Origin of the sequence: Mesorhizobium sp. WSM3860 (assembly GCF_002294995.1) — a bacterium.
GTDB lineage: Bacteria > Pseudomonadota > Alphaproteobacteria > Rhizobiales > Rhizobiaceae > Mesorhizobium.
This window is the reverse complement of sequence record NZ_NSGF01000010.1, coordinates 171,473-186,986: the sequence shown is the minus strand read 5'-3', so window position 1 is coordinate 186,986 and position 15,514 is coordinate 171,473. Positions and strand designations below refer to the sequence as shown.

General features: G+C 62.9%; 15 protein-coding genes and 1 tRNA gene. 11 read left to right on the top strand and 5 right to left on the bottom strand.

What is annotated here, in order from left to right:
• Positions 1-21: 21 nt before the first annotated feature.
• Positions 22-112, bottom strand: a tRNA-Ser gene (locus CK220_RS18070).
• Positions 113-556: 444 nt separating this feature from the next.
• On the opposite strand from CK220_RS18070, the gene CK220_RS18065 reads away from it, so the two are divergent.
• Together CK220_RS18065 and CK220_RS18060 are read left to right on the top strand one after the other, a co-directional pair.
• Positions 557-1,723: a porin gene (locus CK220_RS18065; protein WP_095812810.1), complete on the top strand. Its 1,167-nt coding sequence runs from the start codon at positions 557-559 to the stop codon at positions 1,721-1,723.
• A 245-nt stretch (positions 1,724-1,968) separates the two neighbouring features.
• The gene (locus tag CK220_RS18060) at positions 1,969-3,042 is read left to right on the top strand and encodes a site-specific integrase (RefSeq protein WP_095812809.1); all 1,074 of its coding nucleotides are present in this window, start codon (positions 1,969-1,971) and stop codon (positions 3,040-3,042) included.
• A gap of 82 nt (positions 3,043-3,124) precedes the next feature.
• Here CK220_RS18060 and CK220_RS18055 read toward each other — a convergent pair whose 3' ends face one another.
• Both CK220_RS18055 and CK220_RS18045 read right to left on the bottom strand, forming a co-directional pair.
• On the bottom strand, positions 3,125-4,018 hold the full coding sequence (locus CK220_RS18055; protein WP_095812848.1) for an alpha/beta hydrolase: 894 nt from the start codon (positions 4,016-4,018) through the stop codon (positions 3,125-3,127).
• 324 nt (positions 4,019-4,342) lie between these two features.
• Entirely contained in the window at positions 4,343-6,385 is a 2,043-nt protein-coding gene (locus CK220_RS18045) for a lytic transglycosylase domain-containing protein (protein ID WP_095812808.1), read from the bottom strand.
• Between the two features lie 301 nt (positions 6,386-6,686).
• Here CK220_RS18045 and dapA point away from each other — a divergent pair, with 301 nt between their 5' ends.
• From dapA to CK220_RS18030, 3 genes are read left to right on the top strand one after another with little or no spacing between them, the layout of a single operon-like run.
• Positions 6,687-7,568, top strand: a complete 882-nt coding sequence (gene dapA, locus CK220_RS18040; protein ID WP_095812807.1) for a 4-hydroxy-tetrahydrodipicolinate synthase — start codon at positions 6,687-6,689, stop codon at positions 7,566-7,568.
• 25 nt (positions 7,569-7,593) lie between these two features.
• Positions 7,594-8,073, top strand: a complete 480-nt coding sequence (gene smpB / locus CK220_RS18035) for an SsrA-binding protein SmpB (RefSeq protein WP_095812806.1) — start codon at positions 7,594-7,596, stop codon at positions 8,071-8,073.
• Between the two features lie 41 nt (positions 8,074-8,114).
• Entirely contained in the window at positions 8,115-8,858 is a 744-nt protein-coding gene (locus CK220_RS18030; RefSeq protein WP_245429256.1) for a glycoside hydrolase family 25 protein, read from the top strand.
• Here CK220_RS18030 and CK220_RS18025 read toward each other — a convergent pair.
• Positions 8,827-9,483: a uracil-DNA glycosylase gene (locus tag CK220_RS18025; RefSeq protein ID WP_095812804.1), complete on the bottom strand. Its 657-nt coding sequence runs from the start codon at positions 9,481-9,483 to the stop codon at positions 8,827-8,829. The genes CK220_RS18030 and CK220_RS18025 overlap by 32 nt on opposite strands.
• Positions 9,484-9,494: 11 nt before the next feature.
• A complete protein-coding gene (locus tag CK220_RS18020; RefSeq protein ID WP_066997475.1) occupies positions 9,495-10,076 on the bottom strand; it encodes an NYN domain-containing protein in 582 nt (193 codons plus the stop codon).
• A gap of 296 nt (positions 10,077-10,372) precedes the next feature.
• Between CK220_RS18020 and rpoZ the strand changes: the two genes are divergently transcribed.
• The 6 genes from rpoZ to acpS all read left to right on the top strand — a co-directional run bounded on the left by rpoZ (position 10,373) and on the right by acpS (position 15,458).
• Entirely contained in the window at positions 10,373-10,774 is a 402-nt protein-coding gene (rpoZ, locus tag CK220_RS18015) for a DNA-directed RNA polymerase subunit omega (protein ID WP_066997473.1), read from the top strand.
• A gap of 125 nt (positions 10,775-10,899) precedes the next feature.
• Complete coding sequence (locus tag CK220_RS18010; RefSeq protein WP_095812803.1) at positions 10,900-13,128, top strand: bifunctional (p)ppGpp synthetase/guanosine-3',5'-bis(diphosphate) 3'-pyrophosphohydrolase; 2,229 nt, start codon at positions 10,900-10,902, stop codon at positions 13,126-13,128.
• A 26-nt stretch (positions 13,129-13,154) separates the two neighbouring features.
• Complete coding sequence (pyrE, locus tag CK220_RS18005; RefSeq protein ID WP_095812802.1) at positions 13,155-13,733, top strand: orotate phosphoribosyltransferase; 579 nt, start codon at positions 13,155-13,157, stop codon at positions 13,731-13,733.
• A 75-nt stretch (positions 13,734-13,808) separates the two neighbouring features.
• Positions 13,809-14,189 carry a VOC family protein gene (locus CK220_RS18000; protein ID WP_095812801.1) on the top strand — a complete coding sequence of 127 codons (381 nt, stop codon included), beginning with the start codon at positions 13,809-13,811 and terminating at the stop codon, positions 14,187-14,189.
• A 274-nt stretch (positions 14,190-14,463) separates the two neighbouring features.
• Positions 14,464-15,048 (top strand): DUF2062 domain-containing protein, encoded by a 585-nt coding sequence (locus CK220_RS17995; RefSeq protein WP_095812800.1) that lies wholly within the window; start codon positions 14,464-14,466, stop codon positions 15,046-15,048.
• Positions 15,045-15,458 carry a holo-ACP synthase gene (acpS, locus tag CK220_RS17990; protein ID WP_095812799.1) on the top strand — a complete coding sequence of 138 codons (414 nt, stop codon included), beginning with the start codon at positions 15,045-15,047 and terminating at the stop codon, positions 15,456-15,458. Before CK220_RS17995 ends, acpS begins: the two co-directional genes overlap by 4 nt.
• Positions 15,459-15,514: the final 56 nt, after the last annotated feature.

Genomic DNA, 15,514 nt, shown 5'->3' with positions numbered 1-15,514 from the left:
CGAAGCCCGCAGGGCGTAGGGTGGCGGAGAGGATGGGATTCGAACCCACGAGAAGCTTTTGACCTCTACTCCCTTAGCAGGGGAGCGCCTTCGACCACTCGGCCACCTCTCCGTCGCGCCGCTGGATAAAGAAAAGCGCCGCCACAATCAACAAGCCGGCGCCATAATCGCCGAAAATTTGGCATCGGCGGCAAGACGGATGGCCTCATGCGGCGATTCCATGGCGATTCCCTGGCGGCGGCGACTCGCAACTGGCGCCGCAATTTCGGCCGCCCATCGCCGGATTCGACCGGCCGCAACGCCTTAATGGTTAATGAGAACTTTCGGAGTGAGGCCAAATCGTGTCATTTGTGCAACAACGTTCGGGGATAGCGTCTGGACGAGCCTTCCGCCGATACGATCGTGGTTGAACGCCGCCGCCGCCTGGGTAAAGGTCACGTTCGAAGGAGCGGCGCGGTGCGCATCTTTTTCGGTAAGTGGGGATGGGGCAGGGAACGCTGTCCTTCAGCAAAAAATACCCAGACCCGTTTTTTAACTTTTGACTGGAGGTCAGAAAATGAACATCAAGAGCCTTCTTCTCGGCTCAGCTGCGGCCCTGATCGCAGTTTCCGGTGCTCGCGCCGCCGACGCGGTGACCGTCGCCGAGCCGGAACCGGCTGAATACGTCAAGATCTGCGACGTGTACGGTTCGGGCTACTTCTACATCCCCGGCACCGAAACCTGCCTGCGCATCGGCGGCTATGTCCGCTACGACATCGGCATCGGCGACGTCGGCTCGTTCGACGGCGCAAAGGCGTTCGATCATGAGGACGGCGACGAGCAGGATACGTTCTACAAGCAGGCCCGCTTCACGCTGAAGACCTGGACCGGCCAGGAGACCGAGCTCGGCACGTTGAAGACCTACACCGAGACCCGCTTCAACTTCGGCAATCACAACGACTACGCTACCCGCACAAATGGCGACACCAATTACGCCCACAACAAGGGCGTTTCGCTGAACTTCGCCTGGATCCAGCTCGGTGGTCGACGCGTCGGTAAGGACGAATCGGCCTTCAACACGTTCATCGGCTACGCCGGCAACGTCATCCAGGATACGCTCGTTCCCTACGGCGATTTCGACACCAACGTCGTCCAGTACTACTTCGACGCCGGCAACGGCTTCTCGGCGGTGGTCTCGCTGGAAGAAGGCCAGGGCCCCATCGGCACCATCGACAGCTATGTTCCGCACGTCGTCGGCGGTCTGAAGTGGACGCAGGGCTGGGGCGCCATCACCGGCGTCATCGCTTACGACAGCAACTATGAAGAAGTGGCCGGCAAGGTTCGGTTGGACGTGAATGCTACCGACGCGTTGTCGCTGTTCATCATGGCTGGCTACGGCACCGACGACAACCTCAGCGATGCGACCTGGTCAACCCCGGCTGGCGGCCGCGGCTTCTACAAGCTGTGGGGCGGCAGCTGGGCAGTCTGGGGCGGCGGCACCTACAAGTTCAACGAGAAGACCTCGTTCAACCTTCAGGCGTCATATGACGACTGGGAGAATCTCGGCATCGCAGCGAACGTCGCTTATGACATCGTGCCCGGTCTGACGATCACGGCCGAAGTCGACTACCTGCACGCTGGCAGGTTCGACGATTTCGGCACCGGTACCGACAGGCTCAACTGGACCAACGCCGACAAGAAGAACAGCGTCGGCGGCATGCTCCGCTTCCAGCGCTCCTTCTAAGGGCTGGACTGCAACAACATGAAATCCGGCCCGGGCATCGCTACGCCCGGGCCGTTTTTGCTTTTTCGCGATGGACCAACGCAACGAAAGGATGGGGGTGAAAACGGTAAGCTGATCGGGTCTGTATAGCGACTTTGTGGGATCCGCCGTGGCGGATGGGGTCGGAGGCCAGACTCGAAAACTCTTGAAAGGATGCTCCCGAGCGGTTAGGGCTGGTCCCTTAACCACAGGGGGTGTGGCTAAAAATGTCGAACGAAGCGATTCAAGAGGGGGAGCCCTCTGGTCATTTTGCGGTATTTTCTTCTCAGAATTCGAAGTTTAGGTATACCTATAACAAGATCCGGGAAGTAAAATCGTACAGGGTCAGTGAGCTCTTTACAGCATACCGGGATATACTCTGGGATGATGGGCGGCATAAATACAATGTCAGCTCATTCATCGGTGAAATAGACGAGATCCTTCTGGGAGAGCGTTTCAGCACCTTTGACCAGAACACCCTGGACAATCTTATCGGTACCTTGCGCCAGCGCGGGAACAGCAACGCAACCATCAATCGCAAGATGGCTGCACTCAGCAAGCTGCTGCGCAAGGCTCATAAGATGGGAGATATCCACAGCCTGCCCGAATTCCGCCGCCAGAAGGAGCGGGCGGGACGGATTCGCTTCCTCGAAAGGGACGAAGAGGCAAGGCTGTTCGCCGCCATCAAGAGCCGCAGCGAAGATGCTTACAGATTGTCCGTCTTCCTGGTCGATACCGGCTGCCGTCTCGGCGAGGCGCTCGGCCTGATTTGGAACGACATCCAGGAACACCGCGTCAGCTTCTGGATCACAAAGTCAGGCCGCAGCCGCACCATCCCGATGACCGAACGGGTCAAGGAGGTGATCAAGCTGCCGCCGACCACCGAGGGTCGCCGGCCGAAGGGGCCGTTCACGAAGCTCAGCCAGGCGCAGTACCGCGCCATCTGGAACGAGGCGAAGGCCGAAGTCGGTCTTGGCGCCGATGAGCAGGTGGTGCCGCATATCTTGCGCCACACCTGCGCTTCGCGACTCGTCCAGGGCGGCATCGACATCCGACGCGTGCAGATGTGGCTCGGCCACCAGACGCTGTCGATGACGATGCGTTACGCGCACCTCGCCACCAACGATCTCGATGGCTGCGTCGTCGTGCTCGAGAAGCCGCGCGCCGAAGAGGCGCCGCGGCCCGCAGAGAACTCGGTGTTTGCGTCCCCGTTGACCACGCCGTCACCGGCCAAACCCGCTCGCAAGGAGAGCGGATCGGAGCCGGCGAAGGCACGCCGCAGGAGCTCGAAGAGCAAATAGGCGGCACGCCACGGGCCGACCTCGCTGGCGGAACCTATATTTCAGGGACGAGCCCGGGGCTGAGTTAACCTCGGGCTTTACTTTACTTCGACTTGGCTTCGGCGCGATCGAGGAAATCCGCAATCTGCTCCGGCAGGTTGCCGGTTTCCAGGAAGGGCGCGTGTCCCTGGCCTTCCACCGTGATCGTGTCCATGCCGGGATGACGCTTTCCCATCTCTTCGAGCGTCGCGGTGGAGAGAAGCGTCGAATTGCCGCCGCGTATGGCGAGCAACGGCACGGCGGCAAGCGCGTCGAACTGTGGCCACAGATCCGGCAGTGGCTTGCTGAAGTCGACGTCGGCCAGCGTCCCGACCAGGGCAGGATCGAAATCGGGCACCAGCCCGGCATCCGTATCGCGGCAGATAGCGCCGACCATCCGCGCCCAGTCGGCATCGGTGAGCGCCGGGAAGCCGGCACCATGTACGCGCCGCTGCGCATCGACCGCCTCGGCGAATGACTTCGGCTTCGGCGCGCGATCGAGATAGGAGCGGATATGGGCGAGACCTTCCGCCTCGATCACCGGGCCGATATCGTTGAGGACAAGCGCCTTCAGCACGGCCGGCTTCAGCGCGCCGAGCACATGGATGATCAGCCCGCCGCGCGAGGTGCCGATGAAGGCTGCCTCTTCGATGCCCAGATCCGACAAGCCAGCGAGCACGTCGCCGGCTTCGACCCCGACATTGTAGCGGCTGATATCGGGATCGTAGTCGGATTGGCCGCGTCCGCGATAGTCGAAAGCCACGACCTTGCGCGTCGTCTTCGCCTTGCTGGAGAGGTAAAGCGCGAGCTCATGGAAGTCGCGCGCATTGCGGGTGAGGCCCGGCAGGCAAACGACCGGCCGGCCACCGCTGTTCGCCTCGCCATAAATCCGGGCGTGCAGTTTCAGCCCATCGGGCGCGGCATAGAAGAAGTCGAAGAAACCCTGATCGCTGGACATAAGCATTCTCGCGACTATCGGATCATATCCGACTGCTAAAGGCGGGCGGGACGGTCAATCCAAGGCCGACGAAATTTCGAGGCACAGCGGGACAGCACCCCCCTCTGGCCTGCCGGCCATCTCCCCCGCAAGGGGGCAGATTAGATGTCGCCAGGGCTTTCGCCAATCTCCGACGTTGGAGAGGGAGAGCCAGCACGCGAACTGCCAATCTCCCCCCTTGCGGGGGAGATGGCCGGCAGGCCAGAGGGGGGTGTGAAGGAACTCGATCGTATGAAGTCGAGCGCTCTGTCTTCACAACAAGAAGGCAATCATACTGAGGCTTCCTCAACTCCGCCCGTTCACCAGATCGCCGACAATGTCGTATTTGCCGGAAATGCGCATCTTGTAGACTTCGTAATTCTCCATGACGCGCTGCACGTAACTTCTTGTTTCCGTGTAGGGAATCCGCTCGACCCAGTCGACGACGGCGTCCACGTCCTTGCCGCGCGGATCACCATATTTCGCCACCCACTGGGCGGCGCGGTTTGGACCGGCATTGTAGCCGGCGAAGGTCAGCACATAGGAGCCGTTGAAGCGGTCGAGCTGTTCGCCGAGGAAGGCTGAACCGAGCGTAGCGTTATAACCGGCATCGGTCGTCAGCCGCGTTTGCGAGAAGCTCATGCCGGCCTTCTTTGCCAGCTGCTTGGCGGTGCCCGGCATCAACTGCAAAAGGCCGCGCGCGCCGGCGCTCGAAATCGCTCCGACATTGAACTCGCTCTCCTGGCGGGCGATGGCATAGGCCAGCGCCTTGCCGGAGCCGGAGATATCGGCCGAATCGGGAATGACACCCAACGGATGCGACAGCGCGCCGACATCGATGCCGCGCTGGGCGGCGATTTTGCCGACCTTCAGCGCCATGAAATGGTTGCCCTGTTTTTCGGCAAGCCCCGCCAGCAGCGCAAGCTCGCCCGGGCTGGTCAGCTGCCCGGCAAGGTCGCGGTAGAGCGTCTCGGCATAGCGGTCATAGCCTGCCTCCTGCAGCCGCTTGATCGCGCTCACCGCCTCGCGGCCCTCGAAGCTTTGGCGGTCGGCCGCGCTGGGCGTGGGATAGGCGATGTTCAGCGTCCTGAGGCCCACACGCTCGCCGGCCAACTGGCCATAGAAGGTGGTGCCGTAGCTGGCTGCCCGGATGAAATAGTCCTTGGCGCTGCCCGGACCGCCGGCTTCCGCAGCGCGGCCAAGCCAGTAGTAAGCACGCGACAGCGACACCGGGCCCTGGGCGAGCTCGGCGATGCGTGAGAAATGCGAGGCGGCCGTTGCCGGGTCGTTGAGACCGCGCAATGCATACCAGCCGGCATGGAACTCGGCTTCCGCGGCGCTGGCCGCGCTTTCGGCCGCATGCATGGAGGCAATCTTGTAGGCGGTCTTTATGTCGCCCTGATCGACCAGCTCGCGCGAAAGAACGCGCCGCTCCACCCACCAGGCATCAGGGTCGACCAACGCGTCGCGATCGGTCGGCGCCTTCATCACCACTGCCGCGGCATCGGCAAATTTTTGCTGCTTGCGCAGATATTCCGCCTCGGCGAAGAAATAGCCGGCCGAACGCTGCGCCGCCGGCACGGCCTTCAACAGTTTCGCCGCGTTTTTGTCGGCTTTATCGACCGCCACCCAGGCATCCGCCAGCTGCTGGGCGCCGGCAAGGCCGGCGACGCGCAGCGCCGAGGATGGCCGGTCGGCATAGAACATGCGCTCCATGCGATAGCGATGATCAGGGGCCGGGATCAGCGTGCCGAATTCCTTGATGATGGAAGCCTCGTCCTTGGCTTCCAGCTTCTCCGTGCGCCAGAAGGGGACCAGCACCGCGCGCGCCGCCGCTTGGTTGCCCAGCGCCACCTGCGAGCGGGCGAGGATCGTCACGCCTTCCGGCGTCAGCGGCTGGCTGCGGCCGAAGGCCCGCACCACCGCTTGCGGCGGCGGGTTCTCGCGATAGAGCGCGCGCTCGCTGTTCCTGCGCAACGCGATCGTGCCCGGCCATCCGGGCAGCATCTTGGCGGCATCGGCGATCTCGCCGCTCGGCACCTGGTCGCCGCCATAGAGCGCGATCGCCCAGGCCAGGATGTGCCGGTCGAGCGAGGTGGCGGGCAGCGTGTCGCGGGCATTGCGCGCCGCGGCGATGTTGTTCACCGCGAGCGCGTCGAGCCCGCTCTTCAATTGCGCGATGCTGGCCGGCGGCTGAGACTGCTGCGCCTGGTCCGCGGCCGACGGCGAGCCCGGCGCGGCAATCGCCGCCGTCACGCGCACGTCGACGCTGCCGCCGATCGCCATACCTGGTATCAGCGCGACGACCGCGCTCAAAAGCGCGAACAGATGAGGCCGACTTGTCGGCATTGTTCCACCCCGGCACATTGTCAGCAGGCAGCGCCTTCGAGGCCGACCCGGAGCCTAAACTTAGGTCGTGAAAGGCTCGTAAACAAAAGGTTATCGAGGCCGTTCGAAATACGCTTGCTGGCACTATAGCGATGCTTGCCGCTGAACCGTGTCGAGACTATGGTGCGCGGCTTCGCTTTCGGTTAGAAGGCCCGCAATTATCGCATCGACAAAACGCTGATGCATGTCGCCCAAAAGTGAGTACCCGGGTTTGGGAGAACGACATGCTTAGACCAACAAAGTCCCAAGGAGTTTGGACAATATGCTGAGAGGCTCGCTGACTGCGCTCGTGACACCGTTCGAAAAGAGCGGGCGTTTCGACGAGAAAGCCTTTCGCGCGTTTGTCGAATGGCAGATCGCCGAGGGCACCAAGGGCCTCGTCCCCGTCGGCACCACCGGCGAATCGCCGACGCTGTCGCATGACGAGCACCGCCATGTCGTCAAGGTCTGCATCGAGGTCGCCAAGGGTAGGGTTCCAGTTGTGGCCGGCGCCGGCTCCAACAATACCGAGGAGGCCGTCGGCCTGGTGCAATATGCCGAAAAGGCAGGCGCCGATGCAGCACTCGTCGTCACGCCTTATTACAACAAGCCGACCCAGCGCGGCCTTTACGAGCATTTTGCCGCCGTCGCCAGGGCAACCAAGCTGCCGATCATCATCTACAACATCCCGCCGCGCTCGGTGATCGACATGACGCCCGAGACGATGGGCAGGCTGCGCCACGACTTCAAGAACATCGCCGGCGTCAAGGACGCGACCGGCAAGGTCGAGCGCGTCTCGGAACAGCGCATGACCTGTGGCAAGGATTTCATCCAGCTTTCCGGCGAGGATGCGTCCGCGCTCGGCTTCAACGCCCATGGCGGCGTCGGCTGCATCTCGGTGACGTCGAATGTCGCGCCGCGGCTCTGCGCCGAATTCCAGGAAGCGACGCTCTCCGGCGACAGCGCCAAGGCGCTAGAACTGCAGGATCGTCTCCTGCCGCTGCACAAGGCGATCTTCACCGAGCCCGGCCTGTGCGGCGCCAAATACGCGCTGTCGAAGCTCGGCAAAGTCGAGAATGTCGTGCGCTCGCCGCTGGTCACGATCGAGGCCTCGACGGCCGAGAAGATCGATCAGGCGATGCAGCACGCCGGCTTGATTAATTAGCGATGAGGCGCCACCTCTCCGCATTATGAATCAAGTCAAGAAAGCCGATCCCAACAACAGGACGGTCGCCGAAAACCGCAAGGCGCGCTTTTCCTACGAGGTGCTCGACACGATCGAGACCGGCTTGGTGCTGACCGGCACCGAGGTCAAGTCGCTGCGCCAGGGCCAGGCCAACATTCAGGAAAGCTATGCCTCTGCCGAGAGCGGCGAAATCTGGCTGATCAATTCCTATCTGCCGGAATATCTCCAAGCCAACCGCTTCAACCATGAGCCGCGCCGGCGCCGTAAGCTGCTCGTCAGCAAGCGCGAGATGGCCAAGCTTGCGCAAAGCGTCGAGCGCGACGGCATGACGCTGGTGCCGCTTAAAATCTATTTCAACGATCGCGGCCGCGCCAAGCTCTTGCTCGCCATCGCCCGCGGCAAGAAGCTGCACGATAAGCGCGAGACCGAAAAGCAGCGCGACTGGTCGCGCGAGAAAGGTCGGCTCCTCAAGGAGCGCGGGTAACCACCTTCGATATGCGGGCAAGGCGAGCAGGGGGCCAAGGCTTGAGGAACGGCTTGATTGCCTTGGCCCTGGCTTTCGTCGTTCTGGCGCTTGGCATCTGGGCAGAGGGCTTTTTCCGGCCCCGCGCCTTCCCGCCGGATCGCGGCGAATTCCCCATAAGGGGCATCGATGTTTCGCATCACCAGGGCAGGATCGACTGGCCGCGCGTCGCGGCCGATGATGTCGCCTTCGCCATCATCAAGGCGACGGAAGGCGGTGATTATGTCGATGATGCCTTCGCCGAGAATTTGCGCCAGGCCCGCGCGGCGGGCCTAGCTGTCGGCGCCTATCATTTCTTCACTTTCTGCCGCCCGGGCGCCGATCAGGCCAGGAACTTCATCTCGGTCGTGCCGCGCGGTGAGCAGCTCTTGCCGCCGGTGGTCGACATCGAGTTCCACGGCAACTGTCCGCGGCGCCCTTCACCCGCCGAGCTGAACGCGGAACTGCTTGCATTCCTGGGCCCGGTCGAGGCGGCTTACGGCAAGCCGGCCATCCTCTATATTACCGATGAGACGGCGCCGACCTATGCCGCTCATATCGCGGTTCGCCAGCGCTGGCTGCGCTCTGTGCGGGGGCCGCTGAACGAAGACGACTGGGTCTATTGGCAATATCTCGACACAGGCCGTGTCGACGGCATCGACGGCGACGTCGACCTGAATGTGCTGAAGGGCGGGCCGGCGAGGCTCTCGGAGCTGTTTGCGGCCACGCCTTACTCTAGCTCTTCAGGAACACCGCTATCTCCTTGAACACAGCGACGAACATCTCTTCCGTCAGCACGCCGGTATTGGTGTTGTAGCGCGAGCAGTGATAGCTGGAGAACAGCGTGATGCCGCCGGCCTGCTGGCGTCCGCCGTGGCGGAACGGAAGGGTGGCGACGCGCCCGCCCAGTGCCCGCACGGTCGATTGATGCGCGATCGAGCCCAGCGTCAGGATGGCTCGCAGATTGGCAAAGCGCGCGATCGTCGGCATGAGGAAGGTGCGGCAGGTGGCGATCTCAGCGCCGACCGGCTTGTTTTCCGGCGGCACGCATCGCACCGCATTGGTGATCGCGGTGCCGACGAGCGCCAGCCCGTCATCGGGCCTGGCCTTGAATTCCCCGCGCGCCAACCCTTGAGCGATCAGCGTTCGGTAGAGCAGGTCGCCGGCATAGTCGCCGGTGAAGGGACGCCCGGTGCGATTGGCGCCGCGCAGGCCGGGCGCCAGCCCGACAATGAGGAGCCTGACCGAGTCCTCGCCCACCGGCGGCAGGAAGGTCGGCACCGGTGCATTGAACCAGCCCGGCTCGCGCTGGCGCCAGGCGGCGATGAAGTCGTGCAGACGCGGGCAAAGCGGACAATTGCGGTCAGGCTCGGGAGAAGACGCGGCGCTCAAGGCCGCCCCGCTCAATAATCGTCCTCGTCGGCTTCAGCCGGCTCAGGTCGACGGACCGGCCGTTCCGATGGATCGCGGCCGACTTCATTCTTCAGCGTCATGAGGTCGATGAAGTGGTCGGCCTGACGTCGCAGGTCGTCGGAGATCATCGGCGGCTGCGAGGCCATGGTCGAGATGATCGACACCTTGCGGCCACGCCGCTGCAGCGCCTCGACCAACGTGCGGAAGTCGCCGTCGCCGGAGAAGATGACATAGTGGTCGACGACATCGGCAAGCTCCAGTGCATCGACGGTGAGCTCGATGTCCATATTGCCCTTGATCTTGCGGCGGCCGGTCGAGTCGGTGAACTCCTTGGCAGGCTTGGTCACCACCTTGAAGCCGTTATAGTCCAGCCAGTCGATCAGCGGCCGGATCGAGGAATACTCCTGATCTTCGACCAGCGCCGTGTAGTAATAGGCCCTGAGCAGATAGCCGCGCTTTTGGAAGCTCGACAGAAGCTTGCGGTAGTCGATGTCGAAGCCCAGCGCCCGCGAGGTGGCGTAGAGGTTGGCGCCGTCGATGAAAAGAGCGATCTTTTCACGGGGATCGAACATTGAAAAATATCCCTTTTCAAAAATTTCTGTCGTCTAAAAGGACGTGACGGGCAGGTCCGATAATGGTCCCTCTTGCCGCCTCTTTCGAGATAACGCCAGATTTATGGATATCCAAGGGCAGGGGCGCTCATTGCAAGCAATTGTGATCGGCACTAGGTAAGGGAGGCGATGTCGGGTATTGAGCCGGGCAAGGGCTCGTGCTTCAGCGGTGCCGCCATAAAGCTTGTATTTCGGCGGCGTCCTTGTTATGGAGCCCGCCAGTTTTCCATCAAATCCACGCATGAAAGGGGCAGTCCATGGCCCGCGTAACCGTTGAAGATTGCATCGACAAGGTCGACAACCGTTTCGAGCTCGTGCTGCTCGCCGGCCACCGTGCCCGCCAGATCAGCCAGGGCGCGCAGATCACCGTTCCTCGCGACAATGACAAGAATCCGGTCATTGCGCTGCGCGAGATCGCCGACGAGACGCTGTCGCCCGACGACCTCAAGGAAGACCTGATCCACTCGCTGCAGAAGCATGTCGAGGTCGACGAGCCGGAGGCCGAGGGCGAGGCGATCGCCGACCAGACCGGCGCTGCCACCGCCGCTGCCGACACCGACGATGCCGAAGAGAACATCGCCTTCGACCGCATGAGCGAGGAAGACCTGCTCGCCGGCATCGAGGGGCTGGTGCCGCCGGAAAAGAGCGACGACTACTAAGCTCTTGGACACGGGCCTGGATCACGCATCCGGGACTTCCGTATGGTCGGTTTCGTGGCTATCTATGGGATGCGTCGCACGCTGGTGCGGCGCATCAATCATTTCATCACCGCGAGATCCCGCCCATGATGCGTCAGTATGAGCTTGTCGAGCGCGTCCAGCGCTACAAGCCTGACGTCAATGAGGCGCTGCTCAACAAGGCCTATGTCTACGCCATGCAGAAGCATGGCCACCAGAAGCGCGCCTCGGGCGATCCCTATTTCTCGCACCCGCTGGAAGTCGCCGCCATCCTCACCGAGATGCATATGGACGAGGCGACCATCGCCGTTGCCCTGCTGCACGACACGATTGAGGACACAAGCGCGACCAGGGCTGAGATCGACGAGCTGTTCGGCCCCGAGATGGGCAAGCTGGTCGAGGGACTGACCAAGCTTAAGAAGCTCGACCTCGTTTCCAAGAAGGCCGAGCAGGCCGAGAACCTACGCAAGCTGCTGCTGGCCATCTCCGAGGATATTCGCGTTCTGCTGGTCAAGCTCGCCGATCGCCTGCACAACATGCGAACGCTCGACCATATGCCCGAGTCCAAGCGCCTGCGCATCGCCGAGGAGACGATGGACATCTATGCGCCGCTCGCCGGCCGCATGGGCATGCAAGGCATGCGCGAGGAACTTGAGGAGATCGCCTTCCGCTACATCAATCCGGAGGCCTATCGCGCCGTCACCGCCAGGCTCGCCGAAATCTTCGAGCGCAACAAGGGCGTGCTGGACGAGATCGAGAAGGCGCTATCCGGCCTGTTCGAAAAGCACGCAATCAAAGCCAGCGTCAAAAGCCGGCAGAAAAAGCCTTGGTCGGTGTTTCGCAAGATGGAGGCCAAGGCGCTTTCCTTCGAGCAGCTCTCCGACATCTTCGGTTTCCGTGTGGTCGTCGACACCGTCGAGGACTGCTACCGCGCGCTTGGCGCCATCCACACCACCTGGTCGATGGTGCCCGGGCGCTTCAAGGATTACATCTCGACCCCAAAGCAGAACGACTACCGCTCGATCCACACCACCATTGTCGGGCCGTCACGCCAGCGCGTCGAATTGCAGATCCGCACCCGCGAGATGAACAAGATCGCCGAATACGGCGTCGCCGCGCATTCGATCTACAAGGACAGCGGTGGCAAGCCGAATGGCGCAGCGCACGCGATCTCCAAGGAGACCAACGCCTATGCCTGGCTGCGCCGCACCATCGAGCAACTGGCCGAGGGCGACAATCCCGAGGATTTCCTGGAAAACACCAAGCTCGAGCTGTTCCAGGACCAGGTGTTCTGCTTCACGCCCAAGGGCATGCTGATCGCGCTGCCGCGCGGCGCCACCCCCATCGACTTCGCCTATGCCGTCCACACCGATGTCGGCGACACCTGTGTCGGCGCCAAGGTCAATGGCCGCATCATGCCGCTGATGACGGAGTTGAAGAACGGCGACGAGGTCGAGATCATCCGCTCCAAGGCGCAGGTGCCTCCGGCAGCCTGGGAATCGGTCGTCGTCACCGGCAAGGCGCGCTCCGCCATTCGCCGCGCCACCAAGAACGCCATCCGCAAGCAATATTCCGGGCTCGGCGCCCGCATCCTTGAACGCGCGTTCGAGCGCGCCGGCAAGAACTTCACCAAGGAAAGCCTGAAGCCGGTTCTGCATCGCCTGGCGCGCAAGGACACAGAGGACGTGCTGGCCTCTGTCGGCCGCGGCGAGCTTGCCTCGACCGATGTCATGAAAGCAGTCTTCCCCGACTACAAGGACGAGCGCGTCACGGTCGCGGCGCCCAAGCAGCGCGAGGAAGGCTGGTCGAAGATCCGCAACGCCGCCGGCATGCTGTTCCAGATGCCCGGCCGCGCCGCGCGCAAGGGCAAGGACCAGCAGCGCGACGGTGCGGTGCCTATTCGCGGCGTGCGCGGCGACTTGCCGGTGCGCTTCGCGCCGGAAGGGGCGGTGCCCGGCGACCGCATCGTCGGCATCATCCAGCCGGGAACCGGCATCACCATTTATCCTATCCAGTCGCCGGCCCTGCAGGCTTTCGACGACCAGCCCGAGCGCTGGATCGATGTGCGCTGGGATATAGACGAGCGCACCAAGGAGCGCTTCCCGGCCCGCATCTCGGTTACAGCCATCAATGCGCCGGGCTCGCTCGCCGACATCGCGCAGGTCGTCGCGTCCAACGATGCCAATATCCACACGCTGTCCATGGTGCGCACCGCGCCCGATTTCACCGAGATGCTGATCGACCTCGAGGTTTGGGACCTGAAGCACCTCAACCGGCTGCTGTCGCAGCTCAAGGACAATTCGAGCGTCAGCGACGCACGGCGTGTGAACGGCTAGACGATTAACGACGAATGGGGAACGAAATGAACACCGATGAAGTGCTGGGCATTTTCCGCGAGGCCGGCGCGGTTCTCGAGGGGCACTTCATCCTGACGTCCGGCCTGCGCAGCCCGATCTTCCTGCAGAAGGCGCGCGTCTTCATGCATGCCGACAAGACCGAGCGCCTGTGCAAGGCGCTGGCCGAGAAGATTCGTAAGGCGGTGCCGGGCAGGATCGACTATGTCGTCGGCCCGGCGATCGGCGGCCTGATCCCGGCTTATGAGACCTCGCGTCATCTCGGCGCCCCGGCGGTCTGGGTCGAGCGGGAAGGGGGCGAGTTCCGGCTGCGTCGCTTTGAGATTGCCAAGGGATCGCGCGTCGTCATTGTCGAGGACATCGTCACCACGGGTCTCTCGATTCGCGAAACCATCAACTGCCTGCGCGAGCTCGGCGCCGAGGTGGTGGCAGCCGCCTGCATCATCGACCGCTCGGCCGGCAAGACCGATGTCGGCGTGCCGCTGATTGCGCTCGCCGAATATGAGGTGCCGGCCTACCCGCCCGACAGCCTGCCGGCGGAACTTGCCGCTATCCCTGCCGTTAAGCCGGGGAGCCGTAACATCTGAGGTCGCAACGGATGAAAACAAGCACTTGAGCGTGCCCGTTGAAACCCTTAACCAGCAATGCGCGCTGACGCCCGAATGATCGCCGGCATCGATCATTTCGTGCTGACGGTCCGCTCTGTCGAAGCGACTTGCGATTTCTATCAGCGCGTGCTGGGCATGCGGCGGCTGGACGAGCCGAACCGGCCGACCGCGCTTCTGTTCGGATCGCAGAAGATCAACCTGCACGAAGTCGACCGTACTTTCGAGCCGAAGGCAAAGGCGCCGACGCCGGGTGCCGGCGATTTCTGCCTCATTGCGGCGGTGCCTCTTTCCGACATCCGCGCCAGCCTCGCAGCCAACGGCGTGGCGGTCGAAGTCGGGCCAGTCGAGCGCAACGGCGCTCGTGGCAGGATGATGTCGGTCTATTTCCGCGATCCCGACGACAATCTGGTCGAGGTCAGCGAATATCGGACTTAGCTGAAAGGCCCAGGCTGATCGTGCCCAATATCTCGGCGCGGCGGTTGCGCAGGGCGACTGGCCAAGCATGCTTTGCCCGGTCTTCCTTAGTTTCGCCAGAATGGCGCTCTTGTTAGAGCCTGCGGCAGACCAATCGCGGCGACGTTTCGTTGTCCCGTGGTCTGGCAATCGCTATATCAAAGTTTTGTTGCCTTCCTGCGCCGTTGAAGCGCAAGATATGTTGGCGCGACCCGGCTGGCAGGGAAGCGTGTGTTGGACCAGGAACTGAAACAGAGTGCTTTTTCGACGCCGAGAGCCTGATGGCCTCCTGGAGCGGGTGCGTACTTATCTATGGCCGCGCCGCTCGTTCTCGCGCTCCGTTCAGTATTTCTCCAAGCGCATTCTGCGGCTGAAAGCGACGCCCCATTCGGTCGCCGCCGGCGTTGCGGCGGGCGTTTTCGCCTCCTTCTTCCCGCTTGGCTTCCACTTCATCATCGCCGCCGTGCTCTGCTGGGTGGTCGCCGGCAATCTGGTGGCGGCAGCCCTCGGTGCGGTGTTCTTCGGCAATCCGTTGACCTTCCCGTTGCTCTGGGGCGCGTCCTGGGAGACCGGCAAGCTCATCCTGCATGAACATCTGCCCAGGCACGGGCCGCCGGAGCATCTCGGCGAAATGATGCACATCCTTTCCTTCGCCAAGCTGTGGCGCCCGATCCTGGAGCCGATGCTTCTCGGCGCGGTGCCCCTCGGCTTGGTCTTCGGGCTCGTCTTCTATGCTGTCACGCGGTGGGGCATGACCGCTTTTCGCGCGCAACGGCAGCGGCGAATGGCCGAGCGAGCCAGGACGGCCCGGCAAGGCGGACGGGAAGTTCCCGCCGAATGATCATCGGCATCGGCAGCGACCTGATTGACATCAGACGTATCGAGAAGTCGCTGGAACGGCACGGCCAGCGCTTTATCCAGCGTATCTACACCGAGGTCGAGCAGGCCAAGTCGGAGAGGCGCGCGGCCCGTGCCGCTTCCTACGCCAAGCGCTTCGCCGCCAAGGAGGCCTGCGCCAAGGCGCTTGGCACCGGCATGGCCGAGGGCGTCTTCTGGCGCGACATGGGCGTGGTCAACCTGCCCAGCGGCGCGCCGACCATGGCGCTCACCGGCGGCGCTGCCGCCAGGCTGGAAAAAATCCTGCCCAAGGGCCACCATGCGCTGATCCACCTGACCATCACCGACGATTTTCCGCTTGCTCAAGCCTTTGTGATCATCGAGGCAGTGCCCGCCGAACAAGCGCCACATTGATTCCATCTGACCACGAGCGGCATGACGTTGCCCAGCGCGCGCCGAGACTCTATACC

What these genes read in the sequence shown, in the direction of transcription:
- CK220_RS18065 (WP_095812810.1), top strand. Translation starts at nt 557, where the DNA reads ATGAACATCAAGAGCCTTCTTCTCGGCTCAGCTGCGGCCCTGATCGCA.
- CK220_RS18060 (WP_095812809.1), top strand. Translation starts at nt 1,969, where the DNA reads ATGTCGAACGAAGCGATTCAAGAGGGGGAGCCCTCTGGTCATTTTGCG.
- CK220_RS18055 (WP_095812848.1), bottom strand. Translation starts at nt 4,018, where the DNA reads ATGTCCAGCGATCAGGGTTTCTTCGACTTCTTCTATGCCGCGCCCGAT.
- CK220_RS18045 (WP_095812808.1), bottom strand. Translation starts at nt 6,385, where the DNA reads ATGCCGACAAGTCGGCCTCATCTGTTCGCGCTTTTGAGCGCGGTCGTC.
- dapA (WP_095812807.1), top strand. Translation starts at nt 6,687, where the DNA reads ATGCTGAGAGGCTCGCTGACTGCGCTCGTGACACCGTTCGAAAAGAGC.
- smpB (WP_095812806.1), top strand. Translation starts at nt 7,594, where the DNA reads ATGAATCAAGTCAAGAAAGCCGATCCCAACAACAGGACGGTCGCCGAA.
- CK220_RS18020 (WP_066997475.1), bottom strand. Translation starts at nt 10,076, where the DNA reads ATGTTCGATCCCCGTGAAAAGATCGCTCTTTTCATCGACGGCGCCAAC.
- rpoZ (WP_066997473.1), top strand. Translation starts at nt 10,373, where the DNA reads ATGGCCCGCGTAACCGTTGAAGATTGCATCGACAAGGTCGACAACCGT.
- CK220_RS18010 (WP_095812803.1), top strand. Translation starts at nt 10,900, where the DNA reads ATGATGCGTCAGTATGAGCTTGTCGAGCGCGTCCAGCGCTACAAGCCT.
- pyrE (WP_095812802.1), top strand. Translation starts at nt 13,155, where the DNA reads ATGAACACCGATGAAGTGCTGGGCATTTTCCGCGAGGCCGGCGCGGTT.
- CK220_RS18000 (WP_095812801.1), top strand. Translation starts at nt 13,809, where the DNA reads ATGATCGCCGGCATCGATCATTTCGTGCTGACGGTCCGCTCTGTCGAA.
- acpS (WP_095812799.1), top strand. Translation starts at nt 15,045, where the DNA reads ATGATCATCGGCATCGGCAGCGACCTGATTGACATCAGACGTATCGAG.